Source organism: Pseudomonas sp. Con_6 (genome assembly GCF_059379395.1).
Map to the genome: position 1 here is coordinate 271959 of NZ_CM182011.1, position 23733 is coordinate 295691.

29 protein-coding genes and 1 pseudogene are annotated in these 23733 nt (G+C 59.5%); 11 read left to right on the top strand and 19 right to left on the bottom strand.

The annotated features are described in order from the left end of the window. Window positions 1-30: 30 nt before the first annotated feature. Together AC5QPF_RS01175 and AC5QPF_RS01180 are read left to right on the top strand one after the other, a co-directional pair. On the top strand, window positions 31-453 hold the full coding sequence (locus AC5QPF_RS01175; protein WP_009682060.1) for a low affinity iron permease family protein: 423 nt from the start codon (window positions 31-33) through the stop codon (window positions 451-453). A 142-nt stretch (window positions 454-595) separates the two neighbouring features. Next, window positions 596-1000 (top strand): response regulator, encoded by a 405-nt coding sequence (locus AC5QPF_RS01180; RefSeq protein WP_494961658.1) that lies wholly within the window; start codon window positions 596-598, stop codon window positions 998-1000. Window positions 1001-1004: 4 nt separating this feature from the next. On the opposite strand, the gene AC5QPF_RS01185 is transcribed toward AC5QPF_RS01180, so the two are convergent. From AC5QPF_RS01185 to AC5QPF_RS01205, 5 genes are all read right to left on the bottom strand, one after another. Further along, complete coding sequence (locus AC5QPF_RS01185) at window positions 1005-1394, bottom strand: response regulator (protein ID WP_095158060.1); 390 nt, start codon at window positions 1392-1394, stop codon at window positions 1005-1007. A 205-nt stretch (window positions 1395-1599) separates the two neighbouring features. Next, window positions 1600-2043 (bottom strand): HhH-GDP family DNA glycosylase, encoded by a 444-nt coding sequence (locus tag AC5QPF_RS01190; RefSeq protein ID WP_494961659.1) that lies wholly within the window; start codon window positions 2041-2043, stop codon window positions 1600-1602. Beyond that, window positions 2040-2264 (bottom strand): DUF2188 domain-containing protein, encoded by a 225-nt coding sequence (locus AC5QPF_RS01195; RefSeq protein ID WP_095158064.1) that lies wholly within the window; start codon window positions 2262-2264, stop codon window positions 2040-2042. The genes AC5QPF_RS01190 and AC5QPF_RS01195 overlap by 4 nt, the downstream gene beginning before the upstream one ends. 14 nt (window positions 2265-2278) lie before the next feature. Next, the gene (locus tag AC5QPF_RS01200; RefSeq protein WP_330076358.1) at window positions 2279-2437 is read right to left on the bottom strand and encodes a hypothetical protein; all 159 of its coding nucleotides are present in this window, start codon (window positions 2435-2437) and stop codon (window positions 2279-2281) included. A 134-nt stretch (window positions 2438-2571) separates the two neighbouring features. Next, window positions 2572-2868, bottom strand: coding sequence for a hypothetical protein (locus tag AC5QPF_RS01205; protein WP_330076357.1), 297 nt, complete (start codon window positions 2866-2868; stop codon window positions 2572-2574). Window positions 2869-3123: 255 nt separating this feature from the next. Here AC5QPF_RS01205 and AC5QPF_RS01210 point away from each other — a divergent pair, with 255 nt between their 5' ends. From AC5QPF_RS01210 to AC5QPF_RS01220, 3 genes are read left to right on the top strand one after another with little or no spacing between them, the layout of a single operon-like run. Then, window positions 3124-3627 carry a nicotinamide-nucleotide amidohydrolase family protein gene (locus AC5QPF_RS01210; protein ID WP_494961660.1) on the top strand — a complete coding sequence of 168 codons (504 nt, stop codon included), beginning with the start codon at window positions 3124-3126 and terminating at the stop codon, window positions 3625-3627. Between the two features lie 11 nt (window positions 3628-3638). Further along, complete coding sequence (locus tag AC5QPF_RS01215) at window positions 3639-4145, top strand: hypothetical protein (RefSeq protein ID WP_494961661.1); 507 nt, start codon at window positions 3639-3641, stop codon at window positions 4143-4145. A 10-nt stretch (window positions 4146-4155) separates the two neighbouring features. After that, complete coding sequence (locus AC5QPF_RS01220; protein WP_494961662.1) at window positions 4156-4599, top strand: YetF domain-containing protein; 444 nt, start codon at window positions 4156-4158, stop codon at window positions 4597-4599. A gap of 120 nt (window positions 4600-4719) precedes the next feature. Here AC5QPF_RS01220 and AC5QPF_RS01225 read toward each other — a convergent pair whose 3' ends face one another. From AC5QPF_RS01225 to AC5QPF_RS01245, 5 genes are all read right to left on the bottom strand, one after another. Further along, window positions 4720-5799 carry a M28 family peptidase gene (locus tag AC5QPF_RS01225; RefSeq protein ID WP_494961663.1) on the bottom strand — a complete coding sequence of 360 codons (1080 nt, stop codon included), beginning with the start codon at window positions 5797-5799 and terminating at the stop codon, window positions 4720-4722. 158 nt (window positions 5800-5957) lie between these two features. Next, window positions 5958-6239 (bottom strand): DUF6555 family protein, encoded by a 282-nt coding sequence (locus tag AC5QPF_RS01230; protein WP_494961664.1) that lies wholly within the window; start codon window positions 6237-6239, stop codon window positions 5958-5960. A gap of 164 nt (window positions 6240-6403) precedes the next feature. Continuing rightward, window positions 6404-8923 (bottom strand): DNA ligase D, encoded by a 2520-nt coding sequence (ligD, locus tag AC5QPF_RS01235; protein ID WP_494964104.1) that lies wholly within the window; start codon window positions 8921-8923, stop codon window positions 6404-6406. A gap of 821 nt (window positions 8924-9744) precedes the next feature. Beyond that, window positions 9745-10020 (bottom strand): DUF2061 domain-containing protein, encoded by a 276-nt coding sequence (locus AC5QPF_RS01240; RefSeq protein ID WP_494961665.1) that lies wholly within the window; start codon window positions 10018-10020, stop codon window positions 9745-9747. A 49-nt stretch (window positions 10021-10069) separates the two neighbouring features. Continuing rightward, a complete protein-coding gene (locus tag AC5QPF_RS01245; RefSeq protein ID WP_494961666.1) occupies window positions 10070-10579 on the bottom strand; it encodes a DUF892 family protein in 510 nt (169 codons plus the stop codon). 230 nt (window positions 10580-10809) lie between these two features. On the opposite strand from AC5QPF_RS01245, the gene AC5QPF_RS01250 reads away from it, so the two are divergent. Both AC5QPF_RS01250 and AC5QPF_RS01255 read left to right on the top strand, forming a co-directional pair. Continuing rightward, window positions 10810-11694, top strand: coding sequence for a manganese catalase family protein (locus AC5QPF_RS01250; RefSeq protein WP_494961667.1), 885 nt, complete (start codon window positions 10810-10812; stop codon window positions 11692-11694). A gap of 249 nt (window positions 11695-11943) precedes the next feature. Next, entirely contained in the window at window positions 11944-12444 is a 501-nt protein-coding gene (locus AC5QPF_RS01255; protein WP_494961668.1) for a DUF892 family protein, read from the top strand. A 101-nt stretch (window positions 12445-12545) separates the two neighbouring features. Here the strand turns inward: AC5QPF_RS01255 and AC5QPF_RS01260 are convergent. Beyond that, window positions 12546-13397 (bottom strand): annotated as a pseudogene (locus tag AC5QPF_RS01260) (YifB family Mg chelatase-like AAA ATPase); the annotation flags it as partial. A gap of 250 nt (window positions 13398-13647) precedes the next feature. Here AC5QPF_RS01260 and AC5QPF_RS01265 point away from each other — a divergent pair. Next, window positions 13648-14694, top strand: coding sequence for a hypothetical protein (locus tag AC5QPF_RS01265; protein ID WP_494961669.1), 1047 nt, complete (start codon window positions 13648-13650; stop codon window positions 14692-14694). Here the strand turns inward: AC5QPF_RS01265 and dmeF are convergent, their stop codons facing one another. From dmeF to AC5QPF_RS01280, 3 genes are all read right to left on the bottom strand, one after another. Next, on the bottom strand, window positions 14695-15606 hold the full coding sequence (gene dmeF, locus AC5QPF_RS01270) for a CDF family Co(II)/Ni(II) efflux transporter DmeF (RefSeq protein WP_494961670.1): 912 nt from the start codon (window positions 15604-15606) through the stop codon (window positions 14695-14697). A 9-nt stretch (window positions 15607-15615) separates the two neighbouring features. After that, window positions 15616-15891, bottom strand: coding sequence for a metal-sensing transcriptional repressor (locus AC5QPF_RS01275; protein WP_494961671.1), 276 nt, complete (start codon window positions 15889-15891; stop codon window positions 15616-15618). Window positions 15892-16041: 150 nt separating this feature from the next. Next, window positions 16042-16305 (bottom strand): accessory factor UbiK family protein, encoded by a 264-nt coding sequence (locus AC5QPF_RS01280; RefSeq protein WP_330073753.1) that lies wholly within the window; start codon window positions 16303-16305, stop codon window positions 16042-16044. 410 nt (window positions 16306-16715) lie between these two features. Between AC5QPF_RS01280 and glnK the strand changes: the two genes are divergently transcribed. From glnK to sutA, 3 genes are all read left to right on the top strand, one after another. After that, the gene (gene glnK, locus AC5QPF_RS01285; RefSeq protein ID WP_002555808.1) at window positions 16716-17054 is read left to right on the top strand and encodes a P-II family nitrogen regulator; all 339 of its coding nucleotides are present in this window, start codon (window positions 16716-16718) and stop codon (window positions 17052-17054) included. 39 nt (window positions 17055-17093) lie between these two features. Then, window positions 17094-18428, top strand: a complete 1335-nt coding sequence (locus AC5QPF_RS01290) for an ammonium transporter (RefSeq protein ID WP_494961672.1) — start codon at window positions 17094-17096, stop codon at window positions 18426-18428. A 466-nt stretch (window positions 18429-18894) separates the two neighbouring features. Further along, window positions 18895-19218 carry a dormancy-specific transcriptional regulator SutA gene (sutA, locus tag AC5QPF_RS01295; RefSeq protein WP_494961673.1) on the top strand — a complete coding sequence of 108 codons (324 nt, stop codon included), beginning with the start codon at window positions 18895-18897 and terminating at the stop codon, window positions 19216-19218. Window positions 19219-19306: 88 nt separating this feature from the next. Here sutA and AC5QPF_RS01300 read toward each other — a convergent pair whose 3' ends face one another. From AC5QPF_RS01300 to lysA, 5 genes are read right to left on the bottom strand one after another with little or no spacing between them, the layout of a single operon-like run. Continuing rightward, on the bottom strand, window positions 19307-20002 hold the full coding sequence (locus tag AC5QPF_RS01300) for an HAD-IA family hydrolase (protein WP_494961674.1): 696 nt from the start codon (window positions 20000-20002) through the stop codon (window positions 19307-19309). After that, window positions 19999-20898, bottom strand: coding sequence for a tyrosine recombinase XerC (gene xerC, locus AC5QPF_RS01305; RefSeq protein WP_494961675.1), 900 nt, complete (start codon window positions 20896-20898; stop codon window positions 19999-20001). Before xerC ends, AC5QPF_RS01300 begins: the two co-directional genes overlap by 4 nt. Then, window positions 20898-21635, bottom strand: coding sequence for a DUF484 family protein (locus tag AC5QPF_RS01310; RefSeq protein WP_494961676.1), 738 nt, complete (start codon window positions 21633-21635; stop codon window positions 20898-20900). Before AC5QPF_RS01310 ends, xerC begins: the two co-directional genes overlap by 1 nt. A gap of 13 nt (window positions 21636-21648) precedes the next feature. Beyond that, entirely contained in the window at window positions 21649-22479 is an 831-nt protein-coding gene (dapF, locus tag AC5QPF_RS01315; protein WP_494961677.1) for a diaminopimelate epimerase, read from the bottom strand. Window positions 22480-22483: 4 nt separating this feature from the next. Then, entirely contained in the window at window positions 22484-23731 is a 1248-nt protein-coding gene (lysA, locus tag AC5QPF_RS01320) for a diaminopimelate decarboxylase (protein ID WP_494961678.1), read from the bottom strand. Window positions 23732-23733 lie beyond the last annotated feature (2 nt).

Here is a 23733-nt window from a genome sequence, read left to right on the forward strand (position 1 = left end):
CCTACGTTCTAGTACACCTAGGAGAAAGTCATGAAATTCGCGCAGTTCTGCCAATGGCTCGCCAACCGGTCGGGGAAGCCAAGTACATTTTTGATCGCCGTGGTGCTCATTGGGTTATGGGCTATCTCAGGGCCTTGGTTCCACTACAACGACACCTGGCAGCTCATCATCAACACCTCTACGACGATCGTCACTTTCCTGATGGTGTTTCTGATCCAGAACACGCAGAACAGGGATAACGACATCATCCACGTGAAGCTGGACGAGTTGATTCGCGCCACCAAGTCGGCTCAACGTTCTGTCTTGGATTTGGAAGATATGGACAGCAAAGAGCTTCGAGCGCTGCGCAGGGAATACCGCGCGATGGCTGAAAATTGCGGTCAAGCGGATTTGCAGGAGCCAAGCGCTCCTGAGGATGGAGAGCAGCGCGTAAATATCGATCAACAACGCTAGCCTGGGGCGTTTGATTGATTAAGTGAGACAGAATGAATTTTTCTGGTACAAGCGATGTCGTAATGACATCGCGCACCAAGCCGCCTTGAAGACGGCGACAGGATGTCAGCTTCGACCTGGTGCGCGTTACGCGAGCCAGATGATGAAACACACGATTTCCCCTCCACCGCTTCCCCCCGTGATGCTTGTAGAAGACGAACCTGCGTTAAGAGAAATCCTTACCTTTATGCTGGAGGATCTCGGAGCTGTGGTGACCAGCTTTGCAACCGCGGCTGAAGGACTCGCCGCTCTAGGTGCTCATGACTGGGCGTTGGTCCTGACGGACGTTAGAACCCCAGGGCCTGTCGATGGGCTTGCTCTTGCAACCACAGCTAGGGCAAGACTGCCGGCCGCTGGGGTCATAGTAATGAGCGGGTTCTATGAAGAGATGGGAAGATCACTGCCAATGGGAGTGTCTTTCCTGCCCAAGCCGTGGCCTTCAGAGTCTTTTGACCAACTTGTAATGCCCGTTCTCGAACAGTTCAGCAAGCGGATGTACCCAGAGTAGGGGGTTACCGGCTCAGGGCTTGTCCGATGGCGTCAATGAGTTGTTCAAGAGCCCAAGGTTTGAAAAGGAAGATGGTCCGAGGATCGAGCCCACCTGTGTCTAGGTTGAAGCCGGACGTGAAGATACAGGGCAAATCGGGCCACTTCTGTTGGATCATGGAAAGGAACTCCATACCTTTGATGCTACCAGGTAGCCCATGGTCGGCGATGGCCAGAGAGAAGCTACCGTGCTGCTCCAGTAACTCGATGAGCGCGTCATCGGCGTTATCGAATGTGGTGCAGTCACCTCCCAATTCCCGAATGATATCGGACATCAATGTCCTCAACGTCTGATCATCTTCCAGAACAAGTACCTTCATTCCGGTCAAAGACAGTCCTTTTGTCTCGAATTCCATAACGCCTCTCGCCTGCAAAAAAGAGAGTTTTTCATGATCCTAGGTGGTAATCGACGGTAGCGTATAGCCATCGCGTCTGCTCGCGCCGTCATATTTTTGAACAGAACACCAAAGGATGATGGTTGCGAAGAAGGTGGTCTTCGGTGTGTGGATGCGAGCCCCCACGTCCAGAGATATTCTGAGCGAAGCGGCATGACAAAATTCTCTACTCGGCGCTATGGGTACGCTCAAGGTAGGGGCGGAACTCTCGCAGAAAAATTTCGAGGGTTTTCGGCCCGATCCCGTCCAGGCTGAGAAGCCAAGTTTCAAATTGACCGGTGTCGGATGCTGTGACGACAGCTGCAAGTTTGGCGTGGAGCTCTGCCTCAAGGCGTAGCCCTAAAGCGTGGAGCCGGCGGGCTGTTGATTCGTCATAACGTGCATAGCCAGCCTGGCCCAGCAACTTTACAAGGACCTGGTGCGAGCATCCGGCCAGCTCGCTCGGTGAATCCAAACCATGTCTGTCGACCAGGGTGCGATAGGCCTCTACTGCGGTGCTGGACCGAATCCTCTTTCCAATCAGAAAGCTGGCCAGCAGCCACTTGTAAACACCGACTTCATAAGCCTCTGAAATGTCGATGCCCAAAGTGGCAGCGGTAACCGTGATCACCCCTTGGTGCGCTTCGGGTCAGCGGCACGTGGATACGTCCGTTCTTCCTCGATTGTACCGTCGGCCTTGTGGATCTTCACCGAGGCGGTTTTCCCGTCGAAGAACTCGGAAAGGTGGCCGACCAATTCAGCCTTCGTAGCAGCGCGCTTGGAAGCACGTTCAGCACCGGCTTTCTTCAGTTCCCAACCATCGGCGGTCGGGCTCACGTGATAATTTTCCACGACTCATCCTCCTATTAGATTGATTCGCCATCGTCCTGGATGTCTTGCTCAGCTTCAGCTGCATCCGTGGCGTCGGCATCGTTCAACGGCGGAGACGTAGGCTTCTCCGGGTCATTGATGAAAGGGACCTTGCTCGGCCCTTGCTCTTCAGAACCTTCTGTTTTTGGCTGCATGGTGCATCTCCTTTACCCACGTTTGGAGCGCTTCGCCGCGTCTACGTTCAGTTCGATCAGTTGCACCGTCCTTCCAATCCTATGCTGTTGGCAGAGGTGTTCAGTTATCTGGGCCCCGGGGTTCACACAGTTACTCAGCGACCATGTTGCCTCGCAATCGATGTTGAAGCGGCTTGGCCAAGGTGGCGAGCACGAGCAACCCCCCAGTTCATCGCGCGGGTCATTGTCTCGCCGGGGCGCTTGTCGAAACCCTCCTCGGAGAGCGGCTGACCGAGCTCATCGTAAACCCCGACGAAGAGTTGGGTTTCTCCTGTCCGGGCCAAGCGCACCTGTACATCGATCAAACGCCCGTTATCCAATTTCTCACTGTGGGTTCGGTGATGAAGATTAGGATCCGCCCACTGCAAAAAGGCCTTTCCCCGGTGTTTCATTGTCTCTGCCTCCGCTTCGGCTGCTGTGTGTCTTTTGACAAAATAGCGGAGGCACCAGTCTTCTCAAATCCGCCGCCGAATTATGTGACCTGCTTCAGCCGCGAGGAGCGCTCAGTCCTTTGTGAAGGAGTTTTAGGGCTGGGACACTCGCCACTCTCTATCGGGAGCAGGCGACACGTGACCGTCTACGAGGTCTGCTGAACCAATCGTTTTGGATAAACGTCAATCCAGAAACAGGCCAAGGGGACTACAGCCATGCTTGAGGATCCCGTTGCGGACGTGCTGGCATATTGCAAGGAAAACGACCTTCTGCTGACCACCGCCGAATCATGTACTGCTGGCTACATGATTTCCCTGCTGGCAACGGTGCCTGGAACCGGCGAGGTGGTGGAGAGCGGGTATGTGGTGTATTCCCCACAAGCCAAACAACGGCTCCTGGGTGTCACTCCTGAAACCATCGAGCGATATGGTTTGACCAGCGAAGCAGTCGCTTGGGAGATGGCCATTGGCGCACTAAAAGACAGCGAGGTAGATATTGCGATCGCGACTACCGGCGTCGCTGGACCTGAGCCTGAGTCGGGTATTGCCCCAGGAACATTATGTTTTGCGTGGGCGTTTGCCGGAGAGCCAATAGCAGTCTTTACCCGTTGCCAGCGCTTTTTTGGCGAGCGTAGCGAAGTCATGCGCGAAGCGGCGCTCTATGGACTTACTCAGATCCCTCATTACCACCGGCGATGGCTTCGTGGGGAGCGAGCCTGAGGGCAAAGCTGATGAATAAAAACGAACTGCACTCCCGGCTATTCCCTGTGCATGAAGACATGCGTATGCAGCAGAGCGTCTGGACCTTCGAGCGCGTAGGTTGGTATGCCTTGGTGATCATCGTGCTGCTTGCGCTCGCTGGCGTGTTCGGCAACGGGCCGTTGAGCAATGCCGAGGCGGTCAGCGCCGATGGCAAGCTGCGCGTGCAGTACCAGCGGCTGAGCCGTACCGGGACGGTGGACACTCTGCGGATCACGGTCCAGGGATCAGCGGGAAAACCGTTAACGGTGACGCTGGACGGCACTCTGTTCCGCGAGGCCAGTATCGAGACCATGCAGCCCGCGCCACTAAGCTCTATGTCCAAGGGCCAAGCGTTGCTTCTCCAGCTGGGCACGAGCAACGATGGGCTTGCCACGTTATACCTTACCGTCCGATCCGAATACGTTGGCACGCTGCGGGGGATGGTCGAGGCTGATCCAGGCACGGCTGTCAGCCTTTCAACTTTTCTCTTTCCCTGAGGAGCGTTTCATGGACTCGATCCTCCGCGCCGCGGGCATGTATATCGCCCTCATGGTCTTATTTCGGATTGCCGGCAGACGCTCACTGGCGGACCTGACCACCTTCGATTTTGTGCTGCTGCTGATCATTGGCGAAGCTACTCAACAAGCCCTACTGGGGGAGGATTTTTCCTTCACCAACGCCATGTTGGTCATCGCCACGCTCATCGTTCTGGACGTCGGGCTGTCCTTGGCGAAACTGAACTCCCGACCCCTCGCTCGACTTCTCGATGGACATGCGACCTTAGTGGTCGAACGTGGACGCTTTCTTCACGAGAGGATGCGCCGGGCGCGACTTACCGAAGACGATATTCTGGAGTCGGCACGCACCAGTCAGGGCGTGGAGAAGGTCGAACAGATCAAGTTCGCGATCGTGGAGCGCAACGGGAAGATATCGATCATACCGGAGGAATGACTTGCGAAACGGGGACAGGTCCTGCGCCCGGATCCCGACCGGCCGAGGCGGGAAGGCCACCCCATAACGTGTTCTCAACCTTCACCCGGCTTCCCCCTGCTCATTACCCGAACTTGATTGCTACGACGGCTCCAGCGAGCTGACGACATCAGACGACGGTTCTAGCAAATACTCGACGAGCGTAGCCGCGCATGCCGAAATGCCTTCCACCAGCACCATTTCGAAGCCATGGGTATTTTCAGTTGGGATGGCGATACACCCCGCCTTGGCGTCGATACCCGTACTCAGTACGGCGCTCGCATCAGATGCGAAATCAACGAGCAATGCTGGCTGTGGCTGGTAACCGGCGCGGACGGTAGCGGCCATCAGAGCCTGAACGACGGAGCGGCTGTAATAACCTTTCTGGTCGCCGGTATTGATGATCGGGTGTGCAGACAATGAGGTGTCGTACTCCTCCAGGACCGGACCGACTTCCACTGCAATAGTGGTGTCCCCGGGTAGCCTGGATGCGGCGTAAAGGGCGCCGGCATTCGACTCTTCCTCCAGTGTGGTACACACGAACCACACGTCCTGCTTCAGTTGCTTGCGACGTTGCTGCAGTAGCTTTGCCGTCTCTATCACCACGACCAGTGGAGCCCTGTCGTCAAGGAAATGTGCTGCAATGCAATCCTGCACCCTGAACGGCTTACGCCAATGCTGACTGAGCACCACCCGGGTGCCTGGGCGGACACCTAAACGTTCCAGCTCCTGCTGTGATTTGCGGGTGACGACGTAGACGTCTCGCCATTGCACATCGCCGGACAGCACATCTCGGCCACTAGGCGTGCTACCACTGTTGTGCATTGAACCGTATGAAAGGACGCCAGGGAGAACTTCCTGATCCCCAAGGATATCGACGGGACAGACGCCGAATGAAACGGGCTGGGCTCCACCCAGCGCTACCACTTCAAGGTGGCCGTCCTCTCGTACTTTTTTCACGATCATCGCAATTTCATCGAGGTGAGCCATGACGCGAATGGACGAGTCCGGCTCTACGTTCCCCGATGCCTGGACAACCCCGACCACGTTCCCCGCATTGTCGGTCTCTACCCTGTCGCACCAGCGCTCCAACTCCCGCACACAAACTGCGCGAACTTCATCCTCCTGACCGCCAGGTCCCCTGGCAATCAGCAGCTCTTCAAGCAGTACTTCGAGTTCCATGGTCGCTCCATTCCGCTACGCCCAGGACGATGGACAATCCGACCCTGGCGCTGTTTGCCCGTCGCCAACAGCAGCTGCGGCTGCAACAGTCCAATAAACAGCAATCGCTGATCATCGGGGTGATGTACCAAGGTGAATCACACCCTGATGATCCTCTCTCACGTTGCAGAGAACTTGCCCACATCTATCGGTTGGGGCACAAACGCGGGACCTTGGCCTGAGATCCGCCATTTCACATTTGTGATGCCATAACGTTCAGCCATCGGCTTGCTCACCTTCTTGAGCGAGTGCTGGCCGAACCTCGGAATCATCCCTACTCCCGCATCGCAACTGGCCCAGTGCCAGGCTTCGGCGTTGTCCATTCGTTCGAGACGGATGATGAATGTTCTATAGCTCCCGTGCAGCTCGTATTCAATGACGTACAGCTGTGATCCTGCCATCGGATTCTCTCCATTGTTCACCCCATGTATGGAGCGATGAGAGGTCACGGAATTCACTCGAATTTCATGATCGGCAAAGATCGTCGCGGGGCGGTCGCCTAATAGCATGAGGTAGATGCAAAACACAGTTCAGGGGGGTGATTGTGTTCTAACGGCTATGGCGATTAGCGCTTCTCTCTCATGTCGATGCGATGCGCCATCTCAGAGGTGATGTGTTGGTGAGTGTTCGTCAATTCTGACCAGGGATCGTCGCCTGCGAGCTCGTCCAGGCGCTCCTGAACGTTGGCAATATTCCACCTGGCTGCCGATTGCAGGTCTTGAATCTCTTCTCTGAAAATCGGAACGGATACCGGCAGCCCTTCTCTGGCTCTGGCGGAGAACACATTCGCGGTCGTGGCCCCTTTACCATTGCGCAGATAGTCAATGAAGATCTTTCCTACACGGTTTTTAGGCCCAAGTACTGCCGAGAATCGATCTGGGACGAGCTTGGCGATGTACTGCACCACCGCCTGGCTAAACGACTTCACCTCTTCCCAACCTGCTTGGGGTGTCAGTGGCACCACGATGTGGATACCTTTGCCTCCGCTTGTCTTGAGGAAAGACCGCAGTCCAAGCTCGTCGAGCACCACCAGGGTGAGTTGAGTAGCCTCGACCATTGATTTCCAAGGCAGCGCTGGATCAGGGTCAAGATCGAGCACAAAGCGATCCGGCTGTTCAATGTGAGCCGTTGTGCCGTTCCAGGAATGAAGTTCGATAGTGTTCATCTGCACGGCACCTACAAGCGCTTCCACTCCGTTGATAACCATCCCGGCTTTGCCTGCTTCTGCCTTTGGCACAGTGGTGATATTGGGTATGGCGAGGCGTTCGGCATGTTTCTGGAAAAACAACTCCCCGGTGATACCTTCCGGTGCTCGCACCAGAGCGATCGGGCGATCCCTCAGATGCGGTAAAAGCCACGGAGATACCTGGGCGTAGTACTCGGTCAGGTCTCGTTTGGTCAGCCCGCTGCTAGGATCGATGACACGATCTGGGTGTGTGATACGCACTTTGCCCGGGGCGACCGTGGCGCTGCTGGCCTTGCGCGGCACCACGTCTTCCGGGACCGGCGCTGCCTTCTCGACCGTGATGTCCTGAGCTGGTTTATCGGTGCGAAGACCGTGAAAGACTGCATGCCTTACCACCCCGTCAGCCGTTATTTCCGCGAAGGTCACCTCGGCAAGCAGCTTGGGCATCAACCAATGAACACCTCGGGCATCGACGCCTTTGGGGGGATTAGCCACGGGCGTCTTCTTCCGTTCCATGGGACGCAATGTTTTCAAAATGGTGGCGAGGGTCGACTCGGTGAAACCAGTGCCTACCTTGCCGGCATAGCGGAGCTCGCCGCTGGCCTGGTCGGTTAACGCGAGCAGCAGTGCCCCAAACCCGCTTCGGGCACCCTTGGGATCGGTATAGCCCACGATTACGAACTCCTGACGATGCTTGCACTTGAGCTTGATCCAGGAGTCGCTGCGCCTCGATACATAGGGGCTTCCGGACCGCTTGCCGATAAGCCCTTCCATCCTCATTTGGCAAGCACTGTTCATCAAGGCATTGACGTCTTCAGTGAAGTCTTCAGAGAACCTAAGTAAGGGGTTCTGATTGCCTTCCAGCAGTTGGCCCAACGCAGATCTGCGCCGTTCAACCGGAACCTCGCGCAGGTCGCCGCTGTTCAAATAGGGCAGGTCGAATAGGTAGTAAATGATGCCGTGGCTTTTGCCGGCATCGAAAGCGTTCTGCAGTAGCTGAAAGTCAGGTACGCCTTCACTATTGTGGACAACGATCTCGCCATCCAGCCACGCGGACTCCAGGCCAAGCTCCTTGATGGCCTCAGCCTGGTTTGGCAGCTTGTCAGTCCAGTCATGGCCGTTGCGCGTGAAGAAGCGGACCTCGTCCCCGTCAACCCGACAAAGCATGCGGTAGCCATCGAACTTGATTTCGAACCGCCATTCAGTGCCTTGTGGACTGGACTCCACCAGGGTTGCCAGCTGTGGGGCCAGCTTTTGGGGTAGAGGCGCCCGGATAGCTTCAAGATTCCCGCTCGGGCGCACTCCAGCCTGGCTTTCATTTTGGTCAGCGGACTTGGATTGGCCCCTTTTCCTGGGAATGAGGGTCCGATCACTTAGAACACTGTTGGGCTTCTCAACCACTACATCGAATTCGGCTAATGGGCGAGCTGCCTGGTCCTGATGCTTGATGAGGAACCACTGCTCTTGCTTGCCTTCGATGTGAGTTTTTACCAGATTCCATACGCCGGATAGCTTTTCCCCTTTCAGCTCGAATTTCAGACGACCTTTGCGATAGGCCTCGTCTGCGTCACCTTGCGGTATCCACAGGCCTCTGTCCCAAACAATCACATCGCCTGCGCCGTAGTGCCCTTTGGGAATGGTGCCTTCGAAGGTGGCGTAGTCGAGGGGATGGTCTTCGACATGCACCGAGAGTCGTTTTACCTTTGGGTCGAAACAGGGGCCTTTGGGTATCGCCCAGCTTTTAAGCGTACCGTTTAGCTCCAGTCGGAAATCGTAGTGCAGCCGGGAGGCGTCGTGCTTTTGAACGCAGAACTGCAAGGCGTGAGGCTCGTTACGATTAAGGCGTTTGGCCCTACCAGATGATCCGGACGGCTCAGGGGTCGCTGCGAAGTCGCGCATCTGCTTGTATTTCTCGAGGCCCGGCACGCTAATGTCGGTATGCTCTGGTGCGTCATCAGTAGCTCGACCAAGCAGGTCATTTACAAGTTGAGTGCGCGTCAGGCCGCGGGATTTCGCCTCGGCATTCAATATCTGCTCGACCATCGTGTCTCTCAGATTCTCCAGCGGTTCGCCGGCCTCCAATGACTCACCCTCTCCCAAGGAGAGCATCTTGGACAAAACCTCTTCGTCAGAAGCAGCGAGAACTACGAATGCCAGTGTCGAGTCGTCCATGTGACGGCCCTCTCCGAGTCAGTAATAGCCAAAGCTCTTTTCCATCTCGTTTGGAGGGAACCGCCAAAGGGATAATTCCGTTCAAATCGTCGCTCAGTCTCCGTGTGACTGGAAAACCCCAAGTCCAAGGGTGGCGCATGATTGTTCCCGCGACGACCTCACACTGGTTTTTATGAACAGCCGCATGGCTGCTGGCCTCCCGGTCATCGTTACCAGTAGGGGCTCCAGGGATTTTCCAAAGAAACAAGTAGAGGCAACGCTCACTTAAGGGAGTTTCCAGGGATTTCGTAGGCTCGAATGGGATCACTCCGGTGCCGAAAATTCGTCCACGCTTCTTTAGGCTGGTGGAAGCCGCAGACTACGCACACGTAATCGTCCCCCTCCATACCCAGATAATAAGCCTTCTTTATATAAACATGGGGACACAACTTTTGTTCAAGGCTCTCAGGTTTTTTTGTCATGGTCGGACCTCGGTTATCAAGAACTTCGACTGAGGCGGCCAACCAATAAATCAAGTTCGTCGCGAGGTTTAACTTAATGCGTCCTGCTTACGTGTCGGCAAGCGGTGACTCAGGAGGTTTGCCACTATGGGAAGACGAATCACCCCCGAACCGAAGCCATAGCTTCTCGTGAAAATAGAAGGCTACGGTATTACACGCCGGCTCAATGAGTGCGATTAGTCCTCCCGTTAAAACTGAGCCTGTCAACAGGTACGCTACGGTAAATGCTATGGAAAAATGAACCACACTAAAGCTCAGGGTTTTGGCTAGAGGTCCGGCTGTGTCATGTGATTTACAACGCAGTGCTTGTAATAATATTTTCATTGCTCATCTCTGTATCAAAGGTGAGCCACCATAATGATGGCCCTGAGAGCTACCGTTTTGCTTCTTGATCCGGGTCGGCTGAACGTTGTAAGAAAGCGTGTGTAATCTGTGGGAGATGATCTTTTAGCCAGTCAGCCATGGCTATCTCTTCCTTCAAGATGGAGCGGCAGGCATCAGCCGTGACGGTATCGCCCGCATGAGTCGCAGCCTCAATCAAGACGGTATAGGACGCTATCTCCAGGTTCTCGAAAACATAACCGGCCATGGCGCCCTTTACGACTTCGTCACTCATAGTCATTCCTCCGACGGCCTGACCAAAAGCCATCAATTTGCCAGCCAGGTCTTTAAGTGTCGAAGTAGTGCCTCCAAGTCGTTCGATGCATTCCACTAATAAGCGCTGTTGTCCCTCAGTTTCAGTTATATGCTGCTCGATGCGCTCGCGCAGTTCAGGATAGTGCTCCAGACGCTTTGCTTGTGCAGTGAGCATCTTCTCAGCCTGTTGCTCCATTGCATGAGCGTCACGTAGCCAGTCCAGGAGATGCTCGTTAGGAAGGGTCATGTTGGGTCCCTCAATAGATGGTCGGAATATTTGTGAACCACCTACCAGAGGGACGTTCATTGTGTTCGACGAACGGATCACACTAACTAATTAATTGTGCGCCAATCGAAAAAGTGAACTGCTGACACCATACCTTTCGTCTTGTAGCCCTGTTTCAATCTGCACATTTCGCAGCCGGGGCATTCAGATCAGTTATCCCGTTAATTTATCGTATAAGCCTGGGAGGTTGTATGTTTATTCATAACAAACGTCTGCAATATACCGTTCGGGTCGCCGAACCTAACCCTGGTCTTGCCAACCTTCTGCTGGAGCAGTTCGGTGGGGCTCAGGGGGAACTCGCCGCCGCCAGCCGTTACTTCACCCAAGCATTAGCAGAGGATGACCCGGGACGCAAAGATCTTCTGATGGATATCGCGACGGAAGAGCTGAGCCATCTCGAGATTGTGGGCTCGATCATTGTGATGCTGAACAAGGGTGCAAAGGGACGCCTGGCGGAAGGAGTGGAAGAAGAGGGTGAGCTCTATCGAGCGATCAATGGCGCCGGCAACGACTCTCACATTACCAGTCTCCTGTACGGCGCCGGTGCCCCGCTCACCAACTCGGCCGGTGTGCCTTGGACCGCCGCCTATATCGACACCATAGGCGAGCCCACAGCAGATTTCAGATCGAACATCGCTGCTGAGGCCCGCGCCAAAATCGTCTATGAGCGGCTGATGAATGTGACCGATGACCCTGGTGTGAAAGAGGCGTTGGGTTTCCTGATGACCCGCGAAATCGCTCATCAGCTTTCTTTTGAGAAAGCCCTGCACGCCATCCAGCCTAACTTCCCTCAGGGCAAGCTGCCGGGAATGCCCGAGTTCACAAACAAGTACTTCAACATGTCCGGCGAGCCTAATGTGCGAGGCCCTTGGAATCAGGGTGACGAATGGGAGTACGTCGAGAACCCAAGTACGGCAGTGGACGGTGGTGATGGGACAGCATTGGTCACCCTAACTGCAGATGACATGCAACTGGTTGAGGCGATGAAGTCTCGGACAGCCTCCAATCCCAACGCAAACCCGGTTACAGGCGCTGACCTCGGATCTGGTCTCGTCCAAGGCCCAGACAGCGAGTGAAGGTCATGTCGCGAAGCACTGAAGGTCGGAAATTGGGCGAGTTTCCGTTGCATTCCAAACTTGAAGGCGCGCTGGCCCACTTTGAAATGGACTCGCGTTTGGCTTGTCGAGCGCTTCGAGGGGCCATTCAAGAATTTGGCTTAGGTACGCTGCTTCCAAACGACCTACCGCTTGAATCCAGGCGCAACGCAGGATCGTTGAGGCGTTCCGCCCACACCACGGATTGAACACCACCGAAGGAGAATCATCATGGCTGCACGCAAGACCGTTGAAGACCTTTTCATTCACGAGCTTTCGGATGTCTACAGTGCCGAGAAGCAAATCACCAAGGCTTTGCCTCGAATGGCTCGAGCTGCCACCAACCCGCTGCTCAAGGATGCATTTACCGCTCACCTGGAAGAGACCCAAGGCCAGATAGAGCGGATCGACCAACTGGTCGAAATCAGCGGGCTGAAGCTCAAGCGCATGAAGTGCGTTGCGATGGAGGGGCTCGTCGAGGAAAGTAAGGAGCTGCTCGACGAAATCGAAAAAGGGCCGGTGCTCGATGCAGCGTTGATCGGCGCCGCCCAGAAGGTTGAGCACTATGAGATTGCCTCCTACGGCACCCTCATCGCGATGGCCAAGCATCTCGGAATGAAAGAAGCGGCCGGCTTACTGGCCGACACGCTAGCGGAAGAGAAGTCCACCGACGAGAAGCTTTCCGCTATCGCCGAAGAGGGTGGTAACCAAGCGGCTACCCTCCAGAAGTGACCCTTGCGCGAGAGATAGGGCTCCAGATATACCTGGAGCCTTTCAAACCGTGCTGGGCCCCAGTCGCATTTAATTCGAAAAATTCGCATTTATTTCGAAATCCGACACCCACCGCCAACCAGTGCAGGCCCCGACGCAGAATGATGCGGGTGACGAAACGGCCGTTGTGGCCAGCAGTCCAGCGGCTTGGAGTCCGCCACCGACTGGATCGCCGCCACCTCCAGCGCCTCGCGCTCGTCCAGCGGCGGCAACAGGCCGGGCAGGCGGCTGGCGAGCAAGGTCTTGCCGGTCCCGGGCGGGCCGCTGAACAGCAAGTTATGCGCGCCAGCCGCGGCCACCAGCAATGCACGCTTGGCGGCAATCTGGCCCTGCACTTCGCTCAAGTCCGGATAGGGTCGCGGGTTCAGCAGCAGTCCGTTGGCCTTGTAGGGCTCCAGTGGTTGAACCCCGCTGAAATGCCCCACCAGCTCCAGCAAATTCCCCGCCGCGTATACGACCAGCCCGGATGCCATGCAGGCTTCCTCGGCATTCTCCCTCGGCACGACCAGCGCCCGCCCGGCATCGCGGGCGGCCAGGGCCGCAGGTAGCACGCCCTGCACCGGTCGTATCGCACCAGACAGTGCCAGCTCGCCCAGGCACTCCACCGCATTCAGCGCCGCCAGCGGGAATTCCCCGTTGGCCGCCAGCAGCCCCAGGGCAATGGCCAGGTCGAAGCGCCCGCCATCCTTGGGCAGGTCCGCCGGCGCGAGATTCAGGGTGATCCTCCGCTGGGGAAATTCCAGCTTCGAATTGACGATCGCACTGCGCACCCGATCCTTGCTTTCCTTGACCGTGGCTTCCGGCAGCCCGACCAGGGTCAGGGTCGGCAGACCGTTGGCAAGGTGAGCTTCGATGATGACGGGCGGTGCCAGCACCCCCACCTGGGCGCGGCTGTGGACGAGGGCGAGGGACATGAACACTCCATGATCGATGCGGGGCCGCGTCGTGCGGTCTTGCAAGGATAGTGGCGGACTCGCGGGCCACTGCCCGGACTGTGCTTCCGGGTATTACACGACCGTTTTCGCCTTGCCGGAGCCAGATAGTGGCATTTTGATTCTCACGGCACTGATCTATAGTCGGGCGGCTTTTTCAACTGCCCTCGCCGAACCGCGTTGTGTTGTCTGGCAAAGGGTCAACGGTTTTCCTGGATAAGGACGTCTGCTCATGCCGGTCACCACCTGTTCCGCGTGCAACCACTACGTCAATGTCCCCAACGTGGCCAACGCGCAGGCATTCGAATGCCCTTTTTGCCTGCGCGACAAGGTGAGCAACAACAAGCCGGTAATGGTCCTGTACAAGTGCCATTCGTGCATGAACGTCTTGCTGTTCGCCGCCAAGCGCCCTCCGAGCGCCTGCTCGCGCTGCCGCACATTGATCAGGACCCTGGTCAATCAACAGGTGCCGTCGGCAGTCGCGCCTTTCGTGGAGCGGGAATGGCTGTACCACGTGACCAGCCCGGCCGTGGCCCGGCTGGTGAAGGCTGGCGGGCTGCGTTCGGCCCTGGCCCGGACCGGCGAACGCAAGCCTGATCCGGAGGGCTCGTTCGCCAAGGACCGGGTCAAGCGGGTATCCACCTCGATCGACTCCCGGCTTCGACAATACATCGCCAACTGCCGGGCGAACCTGGACAACGACTGGTTCATCAAGCAGAACACGGCCTACACGCCGATCCCGCTGGCACTCACGGGTGACAACAACGACTACGTGACCCTGAAGGTGCAGGACGAGAGTCGCTTCATGGGGTTCGGCAGGCAGACGATCGGTGAGGGTTTCAAGGGAGACATCGGCACGGTCAAGCTCTCAAGGGACGCCACCACCCTGAAGTACCTGAATACCCTGAAAACGATGCCGGCGCATTTCCTGACGCGCCTGGCCAATGACTACGCCAACCTGAACTTCGATATCGAAGGCGCGATCACGGCCAGCCATGTGTATTTCCTCAACACCGACGACGTCATGATGACCAAGGACGGCTTCAAGGATTACATCAAGTTCCGCAAGCCCGAAGACACTGCGGTACTGCGCATCCGCCGCCGGGATGTGTTCGGGCTCATGCCTGACGAGGCCGACCAGCGTGCCCTCAGGACCGCCCTCAGTGTCAGTGCGTTCGCCGGGTTCGAGATCATGACGGCGGGTACACGCGATGATTTCCTGCGTGACGATTTCCGTGCCGACAGCGACAACTGGACCCCGTTCAAGAACTGGGGCTGATCACGCGGGTTGCACCTCGACCGTCAGGTGGCGCACCTCGTGTACCTGCAGCAGGCGCTGCCGGATGCTCGCCAGGTCCGACCCGACCACGCTGACGATCGCCGCATGCGCCTCGGGACCGACCCGCCACACATGCAGGTCGGTGATCCGCGCATCTCCCGGTTGCTCCACGAGCTCGCGGATTTCCTCGGCGACATGCGCGTCGGTCTGGTCCAGCAGCACGCCTGCGGTGACTTTCATCAGGCTCCATGACCAGCGTGCGATCACCAGCGCACCGACGATGCCCATCAGCGGATCCAGCCATACCCAGCCCAGGTAACGCCCGGCCAGCAGCGCGGCGATCGCCAGCACCGAGGTCAGGGCATCGGCGATCACGTGCAGGTAGGCGGAGCGCAGGTTGTTGTCGTGACCGCCGTGGTGATGATGGTCGTGCCCATGGTCATGATCGTGATGGTGGTGATCATGGCTGTGCCCGTGTCCGAGTAGCAGGGCGCTGACGATATTGACCGCCAGCCCGATCACCGCGATGAAGATCGCCATGTCGAACTGCACCTCACCCGGCTGGAACAGGCGGATGGTCGACTCGACACCTACGCTCAGGGCGACGATGCCCAGGATCAGTGCCGAGGCGAAGCCGCCCAGGTCGCCGACCTTGCCGGTACCGAAGCTGTACCGCGAACTCCCCGCATGGCGCCGGGCATAGGCATACGCCGCCGCAGCGATGCCAAGCGCTCCGGCATGGGTAGCCATATGGAATCCGTCGGCCAGCAGGGCCATGGAGCCGGTGATATACCCGGCGGCGATCTCGGCCACCATCATCACCAGCGTGAGGGCCACCACCCATAGGGTGCGGCGGGCATTCTGGTCATGGGCGGAACCGAGGAACTGATGGTCGTGCGTCTGCTGGTTCATGGTGATCCCTCACTTGGAGTAGCGGCGGATGGCTTCAAGCAGTTCTTCCATGCCCTTGGCGCGTTCCTCGTCGCTCAGTTCGGGATTGGCGACGTGCTCGCGGGCGTGGTCCTCGATGATTTCTTCCAGCAAACCGTTCATGGCGCCGCGGGTGGCGGCTACCAGGTGCAGGGTGGTGCCGCAGTCGGCGCCTTCCTCCAGGGCCTTTTCCACCGCCTGGAGCTGGCCGGCGATGCGTTTGACGCGCTTGAGCAGCGCGTCCTTCTTCACGTGGGTGTGTGACATGGGTATACCCCCCCTACCTATGTAATGGCGCGGAGTATGGCATACCCCCTCCCCCTATACAAGCGACAGGCGAACGAAAGCCCGGGAGGCAGGTGTGAGGAGGGATCAACGGTGGCCAGCACCGCAGGGCGCTGGCCGGGAGGGCAGCGATTATTCGCTGGCGATGGGATTCAGGCGGGTTTCGAGTTCTTCGACCTTGGCTTCCAGTGCTTCGAGGCGTGCGCGGGTACGGGCAAGAACGACCATCTGGCTGTCGAATTCCTCGCGGCTGACCAGGTCGAGTTTGCTGAAACCGCTTTGCAGCAGGGCCTTGAACTGGCTCTCCAGTTCGCTGCGCGGTTGTGCGGTGTCGTTGCTGAACAGGCGCGAGGCCTGGTCGCTCAGGGCATCGAGAAAGGCTTTCGGCGCGAGCATGGTTAGCGCTCCTGTTTCGAAAAGAGGGCGGGCAGTGTAGCACGGGGCAATCATGGGCTTTCGTTGCACGCTTTTTGCGCATCTTCGGCGTCAGCGACGCACCGTTGTTGTGCGTCGTTTAACGTGCTGGCGACTGGCCAAGACCGGGCTTTGCTTCCAAGTCTTTGTAATCCGGCGCTTTCCCGGACATGGCACTGTTTCTGCTAAGACCATCGTGACCCATGCACTGATGCAGTCCCAGGACGATGCAGTGCTCAGGCGGAGCGAAGACACGACCATGGTCGGGTGCGGTTTCGCGAATCGGCGCGAGGATAGGCGCCGAGGAAACGTTACAAAGCCCAGGCACTGCGCTTAGACTTGAGTCGGGTTTGTTTTCCTGGGGCAAGTCCACCTATTCGGGAGAGAGTTTCATGAAGCTAGTCACTGCCATCATCAAGCCGTTCAAACTGGACGATGTGCGCGAGTCGCTGTCCGAAATCGGCGTGCAGGGCATCACTGTCACTGAAGTCAAAGGCTTCGGTCGGCAGAAGGGTCACACCGAGTTGTATCGCGGCGCGGAGTACGTGGTCGACTTCCTGCCCAAGGTCAAGATCGACGTCGCCATCGACGACAAGGATCTGGACCGGGTCATCGAAGCCATCACCAAGGCCGCCAACACCGGCAAGATCGGTGACGGCAAGATTTTCGTGGTGAATCTGGAACAGGCTATCCGCATCCGTACCGGCGAAACCGATACCGACGCGATCTAACCAAGCCGCCCCAAACCCAACGCCCCAGGAGATAACAAAATGACTCTGCGTAAATTCGCAGGGCTAGGAGCCCTTTTGTCCCTCGTAATGCCTGCCCTGGCGCTGGCCGAGGAAACCACGGCGGCTGCAGCCCCTACGCTCAACTCCGGCGACACCGCCTGGATGCTCACTTCGACGGCCCTGGTGCTGTTCATGACCATCCCGGGCCTGGCCCTGTTCTATGGCGGCATGGTGCGTTCGAAGAACGTCCTCTCGGTGATGATGCAGTGCTTCGCCATCACCGGCCTCATCAGTGTGCTCTGGGTCATCTACGGCTACAGCCTGGCGTTCGATACCACCGGTATGGAGCAGGGCGTCACCAACTTCAACTCCTTCGTCGGCGGCCTGTCCAAGGCATTCCTCGCCGGCGTCACTCCGGCCAGTCTGACTTCGGCCTTCCCTGAAGCCGTGTTCATCGTCTTCCAGATGACCTTCGCCATCATCACCCCGGCGCTGATCGTCGGTGCCTTCGCCGAGCGCATGAAGTTCTCCGCGATGCTGGTGTTCATGGGCATCTGGTTCACCCTGGTCTATGCGCCGATCGCGCACATGGTCTGGTCCGGCAACGGCGGCCTGATGTGGGACTGGGGCGTGCTCGACTTCGCTGGCGGCACCGTGGTGCACATCAACGCCGGTGTGGCCGGCCTGATCTGCTGCCTGGTACTGGGCAAGCGCAAAGGCTACCCGACCACCCCGATGGCGCCGCATAACCTCGGCTACACCCTGGTCGGCGCGGCCATGCTGTGGATTGGCTGGTTCGGCTTCAACGCCGGTTCCGCCGCCGCCGCCAACGGCACCGCCGGCATGGCCATGCTGGTGACCCAGGTCGCCACCGCCGCCGCCGCGCTGGGCTGGATGTTCGCCGAGTGGATCACCCATGGCAAACCAAGCGCGCTGGGCATCGCCTCGGGCGTGGTCGCCGGTCTCGTGGCAATCACCCCGGCTGCCGGTACCGTGGGCCCGATGGGTGCCCTGGTGATCGGCCTGGTCTCCGGCGTGATCTGCTTCTTCTGCGCCACCAGCCTGAAACGCAAGCTGGGCTATGACGACTCGCTGGACGCCTTCGGCGTGCACGGTGTCGGTGGTATCGTCGGCGCGATTCTCACCGGTGTGTTTGCAGCGCCGGTCCTGGGTGGCTTCGGCACCGTCACCGACATCGCCGCACAGGTCTGGATCCAGGCCAAGGGCGTCGGCTTCACCGTGATTTACACCGCCATCGTCACCTACGTGATCCTGAAAGTCCTGGATGCAGTGATGGGCCTGCGTGTGAACGAAGAAGAAGAATCGGTCGGCCTCGACCTGGCACAACACAACGAGCGCGGCTACAACCTGTAACCCGCCGAGAAAAAACTTGCCCGGCTTGCCGGGCATTTTTTTGTCTAGGTTTTGCCTTCCGGGGGCCGCGCAAACGGTTTTTCGCGGCAGGTTCATCCCTCATGGAATGGCTCTGCGGTTGTCAGCGGAAAACTTACAGTCATCGGGGCGTTTTAGACACTTTGCTTTTTCATCGGGCACGCTAGAATGCGCGCCGTGGGGTGATGATGGCCTGTTCACACACTTCATGGCCCTTTGCTAGGCTTGCTGATGAGCGAGCCGATTGGCAGGGACCAGCCGGCGCATTTGAACCGGTGGCTCTTTATTTGGTCAGGCTCTGAAAGGCCTGCACAGCGTTCGCCAGCTGAAGCGGCGGGCGCTGCCGATCATGGGTAACCCATGGTTCGTGATCTTTCTCCTGCGGCCGTAAACCTCTACGGCGGCTGGTCTATAACTAATCTGCTTTTCGCAAGTCATGAGGTAGAACATGAGCGACGACGATCTGGAAAATGACGACCTCGAAGTAGGCGACGACGAAGAAGGTGATGAAGGCCTCGAAGCGGCGGCTGATGACGTAGCCGACGACAGCGCTGACGACAGCCCGGCCCCTGCGGCCAAGGGCAAGTCCAAGGCGGCGGTCTCGGTCGACGAGATGCCGAGCATGGAAGCCAAACAGAAGGAGCGCGATGCGCTCGCCCGTGCCATGGAAGAATTCCTGGCCCGTGGTGGCAAGGTGCAGGAAGTCGAAGCCAACGTGGTTGCCGATCCGCCCAAGAAGCCCGACAACAAGTACGGCAGCCGTCCTATCTGACGCCGCCGTGACGAAAAAGCCCGCCATTGCAGCGGGCTTTTTTGCGTTTGGCGGGTTGCGGCCGGTAGCTGCGCCGTGATTCTTCAGCTCAGCGCCAGCGCGCCAACACATCCGGCAATTGCGAAAGCCTCTGGATCTGCGCATCCGGTCGCCCCTCGGCTTCCCAGGTCTTGCCCTGCGGGTTGAACCACACCGCACGCAGCCCGGCACGCTGGGCGCCGGCGATATCGTCGCCGGGATGGTCGCCAATATGCACCGCGGCACCGGCATCGACCTCACCCTGGCGCAAGGCCTCGAGAAACGGCGCCGGATCCGGCTTGCCGATGCCGATATCTTCGGCACACAGGGCGAATTTGAAGTAATCCGCCAGCCCCAGGCGACGCACATCGGCGTTGCCGTTGGTGACCACGCCCAGGGTGTAGTGACGGCGCAGCAGCTCCAGCACCGGTTGCACCTCAGGGAAGATCTCGATCTGGTGGCGGGCGTGGAGGAACACCTCGAAGCCTTCGTTGGCCAGCTCTCGAGCGTGGGCTTCGCTGTAGCCGACATCCTCCAGGGCATGGAACAGCACGCGCCGGCGCAGGGCGCTGATGCGGTGCTTGAGGCCGGGCTCGGCCTGCACCACGCGCTCGCGAATGGCGTACAGGTGCTCCACCGGCACCGCGCCCAGGGTCGGCGCATTGGCCGCCAGCCAGTCGCGCAGCACGGCCTCGGCACTGACGATCACCGGCGCGGTGTCCCACAGGGTGTCGTCAAGGTCGAAGGTAATCAGTTGAATACTCATGAATCTCCGCCTTTACTGCGTTTCGCACGAGGATGCGCGCTGTCGTAGACCGCCGCAAGGTGCTGGAAATCGAGGTGGGTGTAGATCTGGGTGGTGGCGATGTCGGCATGGCCGAGCATCTCCTGGACCGCACGCAGGTCCTGGGACGACTCCAGCAGGTGGCTGGCGAACGAATGCCGGAGCATGTGCGGATGCAGGTTCTGCCCCAGCTCGCGCTCACCGGCTGCCTTGACCCGTTTCTGGATCGCCCGGGGCCCGAGGCGCCGGCCCTGCTGGCTGACGAACACAGCGTCGTCCTGTGGATTGCTCAGTACGCGCATGGCCAACCACTGCTCCAGCGCCTCGCGGGCCTTGCTGCCCACCGGCAGGACGCGGGTCTTGCTGCCCTTGCCGTGCACTTGCACCAGTCCGGCGGGCAGGTCGAGTTGTGCGAGGTCGAGGTCGGTCAGCTCGGAAAGGCGCAGCCCGGAGGAATAGAACAATTCGAGGATCGCCTGGTCGCGGCGGGCCAGGAAGTCGTCTTCCACGCCGCCTTCCAGCAGTTGCAGGGCGCGGTCGGTGTCCAGCGTTCGCGGCAGCCGGCGTTCTCCCTTGGGTGCGGACAGGCCGTTGGCCGGGTCGTGGTCGCAGACACCTTCACGGTTCAGGTAACGGTAGAAACCGCGTACTGCCGAAAGCAGGCGAGCCAGGCTACGGGACGACTGTCCCTGGTGATGCCGACGTGCGATGAGCTGGCGCAGGTGCTGGATCTGCAGGGCTTTCCAGTCACTGATACCGACCGTGGTGCAATACGCCAGGACTGTGTCGAGATCACGTCGGTACGCCAGCTGGGTGTGCTCGGACACCTGGCGTTCGCTGCGCAGGTGCGTGCAGAACGCGTCCAACTGGCGTTCCATCAGCGCACCGGGCGCAGGGTCTGGGCCTGGCGTGGCACCACGCGACCGAGGACTTCGGCGATATAGCCGAGGAACAAGGTGCCGACGCTGCTCTTGTAGTGATGCGGATCGCGGCTGCCGATCGCCAGGACACCATGCAGCCCTTGATTCTCCAAGGCCGCCACCGCGCTGGAACCGACCTCCTTGCGCTGCGCCTCGCCGAACAGGAAGTCCAGCTCATGGTCGCGCAGGTTGCCGCTGACAGTCTTGCCGCCGCCGAGCAGCCCGCCAATGGCCTGCTGAGCCTCTGTGGCGCTGACCCAGCGGCCCACCGGTGTAGGGTGCTCGCCGAACAGGATGAGACTCACGAAGGGTACCTGGAAGTCTTGGCGCAGACGGTCTTCCACGGCCATGACCACGGCTTCCAGGCTGTCGGCGTCGAGCAGGTCGAGAATCAGCCGGCGGGTCTTGTCGAACAGCCGGTCGTTGTCACGGGCGACATCCATCAGGTGCGAGAGGCGGTGGCGCATCTCGATGTTGCGGTCGCGCAGCAGCTTCAGCTGGCGTTCCACCAGCGACACGCTGTCGCCGCGCTGGTGGGGGATACGCATGTCGAGCAGCAGTTCGTCATGCTCGGCGAAGAAGGTGGGATGGGCACGCAGGTAAGCGGCCACGGCCTCGGCCCCGACGTCGGGCGTGGAGCCCTCCACGAGGTTATCGTCGGGTTCCGCGGCTGGCGCCTGGGGCTGATCGGTCATGGCTGGCACTCACTCATAGACGAACCTGTCCTTCATACACCCGAACGGCCGGTCCGGTCATCATCACCGGCTTGCCCGGACCGCCCCACTCGATGGACAGGCGTCCGCCGGGCAGGTCGATGAGCAGGGGCGAATCCATCCAGCCCTGGCTGATGGCGGCCACCGCAGCGGCGCAGGCGCCGGTACCGCAGGCCTGGGTTTCCCCGGCGCCACGTTCCCAGACGCGCAGTTGGGCGCGGTGGCGGTCGATGACCTGGAGGAAACCGACGTTGACCCGCTGCGGGAAGCGCGGGTGGTGCTCGATCTGCGGGCCGAGGTCGTGGACCGGGGCGCTGTTGATGTCATCGACGCGCAGCACAGCATGGGGGTTGCCCATGGATACCGCAGCTAGCTCGACGGTCTGCCCGCCGACTTCCAGCGGATAGCTCAGGGCCTGGGCCGGCGCCTGGAACGGGATATCGGCCGGAACCAGGCGTGGCGGACCCATGTCGACGCATATCTGCCCGTCGTTGCGAACGTCCAGCTCGATGATGCCGCCCTTGGTTTCCACGCGGATGCGTTTCTTCGCGGTCAGGCGCTTGTCGAGGACGAAGCGGGCGAAGCAGCGCGCGCCGTTGCCGCACTGCTCAACCTCGGAACCATCGGCGTTGAAGATCCGGTAGCGGAAGTCCACTTCCGGATTGCTCGGCGCCTCGACGATCAGCAACTGGTCGAAGCCGATCCCGGTATGCCGGTCACCCCACGCCTTGGCGTGCTTGGGCTGGATATGCGCGTGCTGGCTGACCAGGTCGAGAACCATGAAGTCGTTGCCCAGGCCGTGCATCTTGGTAAAACGCAAAAGCATCGTGTCACTCCGGCAGCAGGCTTTCGCCGGCGAACAGCTCGGCTACGGTCTCGCGGCGGCGCACTTCGAAAGCCAGGTCGCCATCGACCAGCACTTCGGCGCAGCGGCCACGGGTGTTGTAGTTGGAGCTCATGACGAAACCATAGGCGCCCGCGGAGCGAACGGCCAGCAGGTCGCCTTCGGCCAGGCTCAGGCTGCGGTCCTTGGCGAGGAAGTCGCCGGTCTCGCAGATCGGCCCGACCACGTCGTAATTGCGCGTCTCGCCGTCACGCGGCTGCACGGCGCTGACGTCCATCCAGGCCTGGTACAGGGCCGGGCGGATCAGGTCGTTCATCGCCGCGTCGACGATGGCGAAATCCTTGTGCTCGGTGTGCTTGAGGTATTCCACGCGGGTCAGCAGCACGCCGGCGTTGGCCACGATGTGCCGGCCCGGCTCGAAGACCAGGGCCAGCTCGCGTTCGCCGAGGCGCTCGCGCACGGCCTTGATGTAGTCGCCGGCCAGTGGCGGCTGTTCATCGCGATAGCGCACGCCGAGGCCGCCGCCCAGGTCCAGGTGGTTGAGCAGGATGCCGCAGTCGCCGAGGCGGTCGACCAGCATCAGGATGCGGTCGAGAGCGTCGAGAAAAGGGTCCAGCGAGGTCAGTTGCGAACCGATGTGGCAGTCGACGCCGACGATTTCCAGGTTCGGCAACTGCGCGGCGCGAATGTAGACCTCTTCGGCATCGGCGATGGCGATGCCGAACTTGTTCTCTTTGAGGCCCGTGGAGATGTACGGGTGGGTGCCGGCATCGACGTCCGGGTTGACCCGCAGCGACACCGGGGCGCGCACGTCCATCTCGGCGGCCACCTGTTGCAGGCGCTCCAGCTCCTCGGTGGACTCGACGTTGAAGCAGTGCACGCCGACTTCGAGGGCGCGGCGCATGTCCGCGCGGGTCTTGCCGACGCCGGAGAAGACCACGCGATCGGCGCGGCCGCCAGCGGCGAGGACGCGTTCCAGCTCGCCGCCGGAGACGATATCGAAGCCCGCGCCGAGGCGCGCCAGGACGTTCAGCACGCCCAGGTTGGAATTGGCCTTGACCGCGAAGCAGACCAGGTGCGAGGTGCCCTGCAGGGCATCGGCGTAGCTACGGTACTGGGCCTCGATATGGGCACGGGAGTACACGTAGGTCGGGGTGCCGAAGCGTTCGGCGAGCGCCGACAGGCCTACACCTTCCGCGAACAGCTCACCGTCGCGGTAGTTGAAAGCGTCCATCG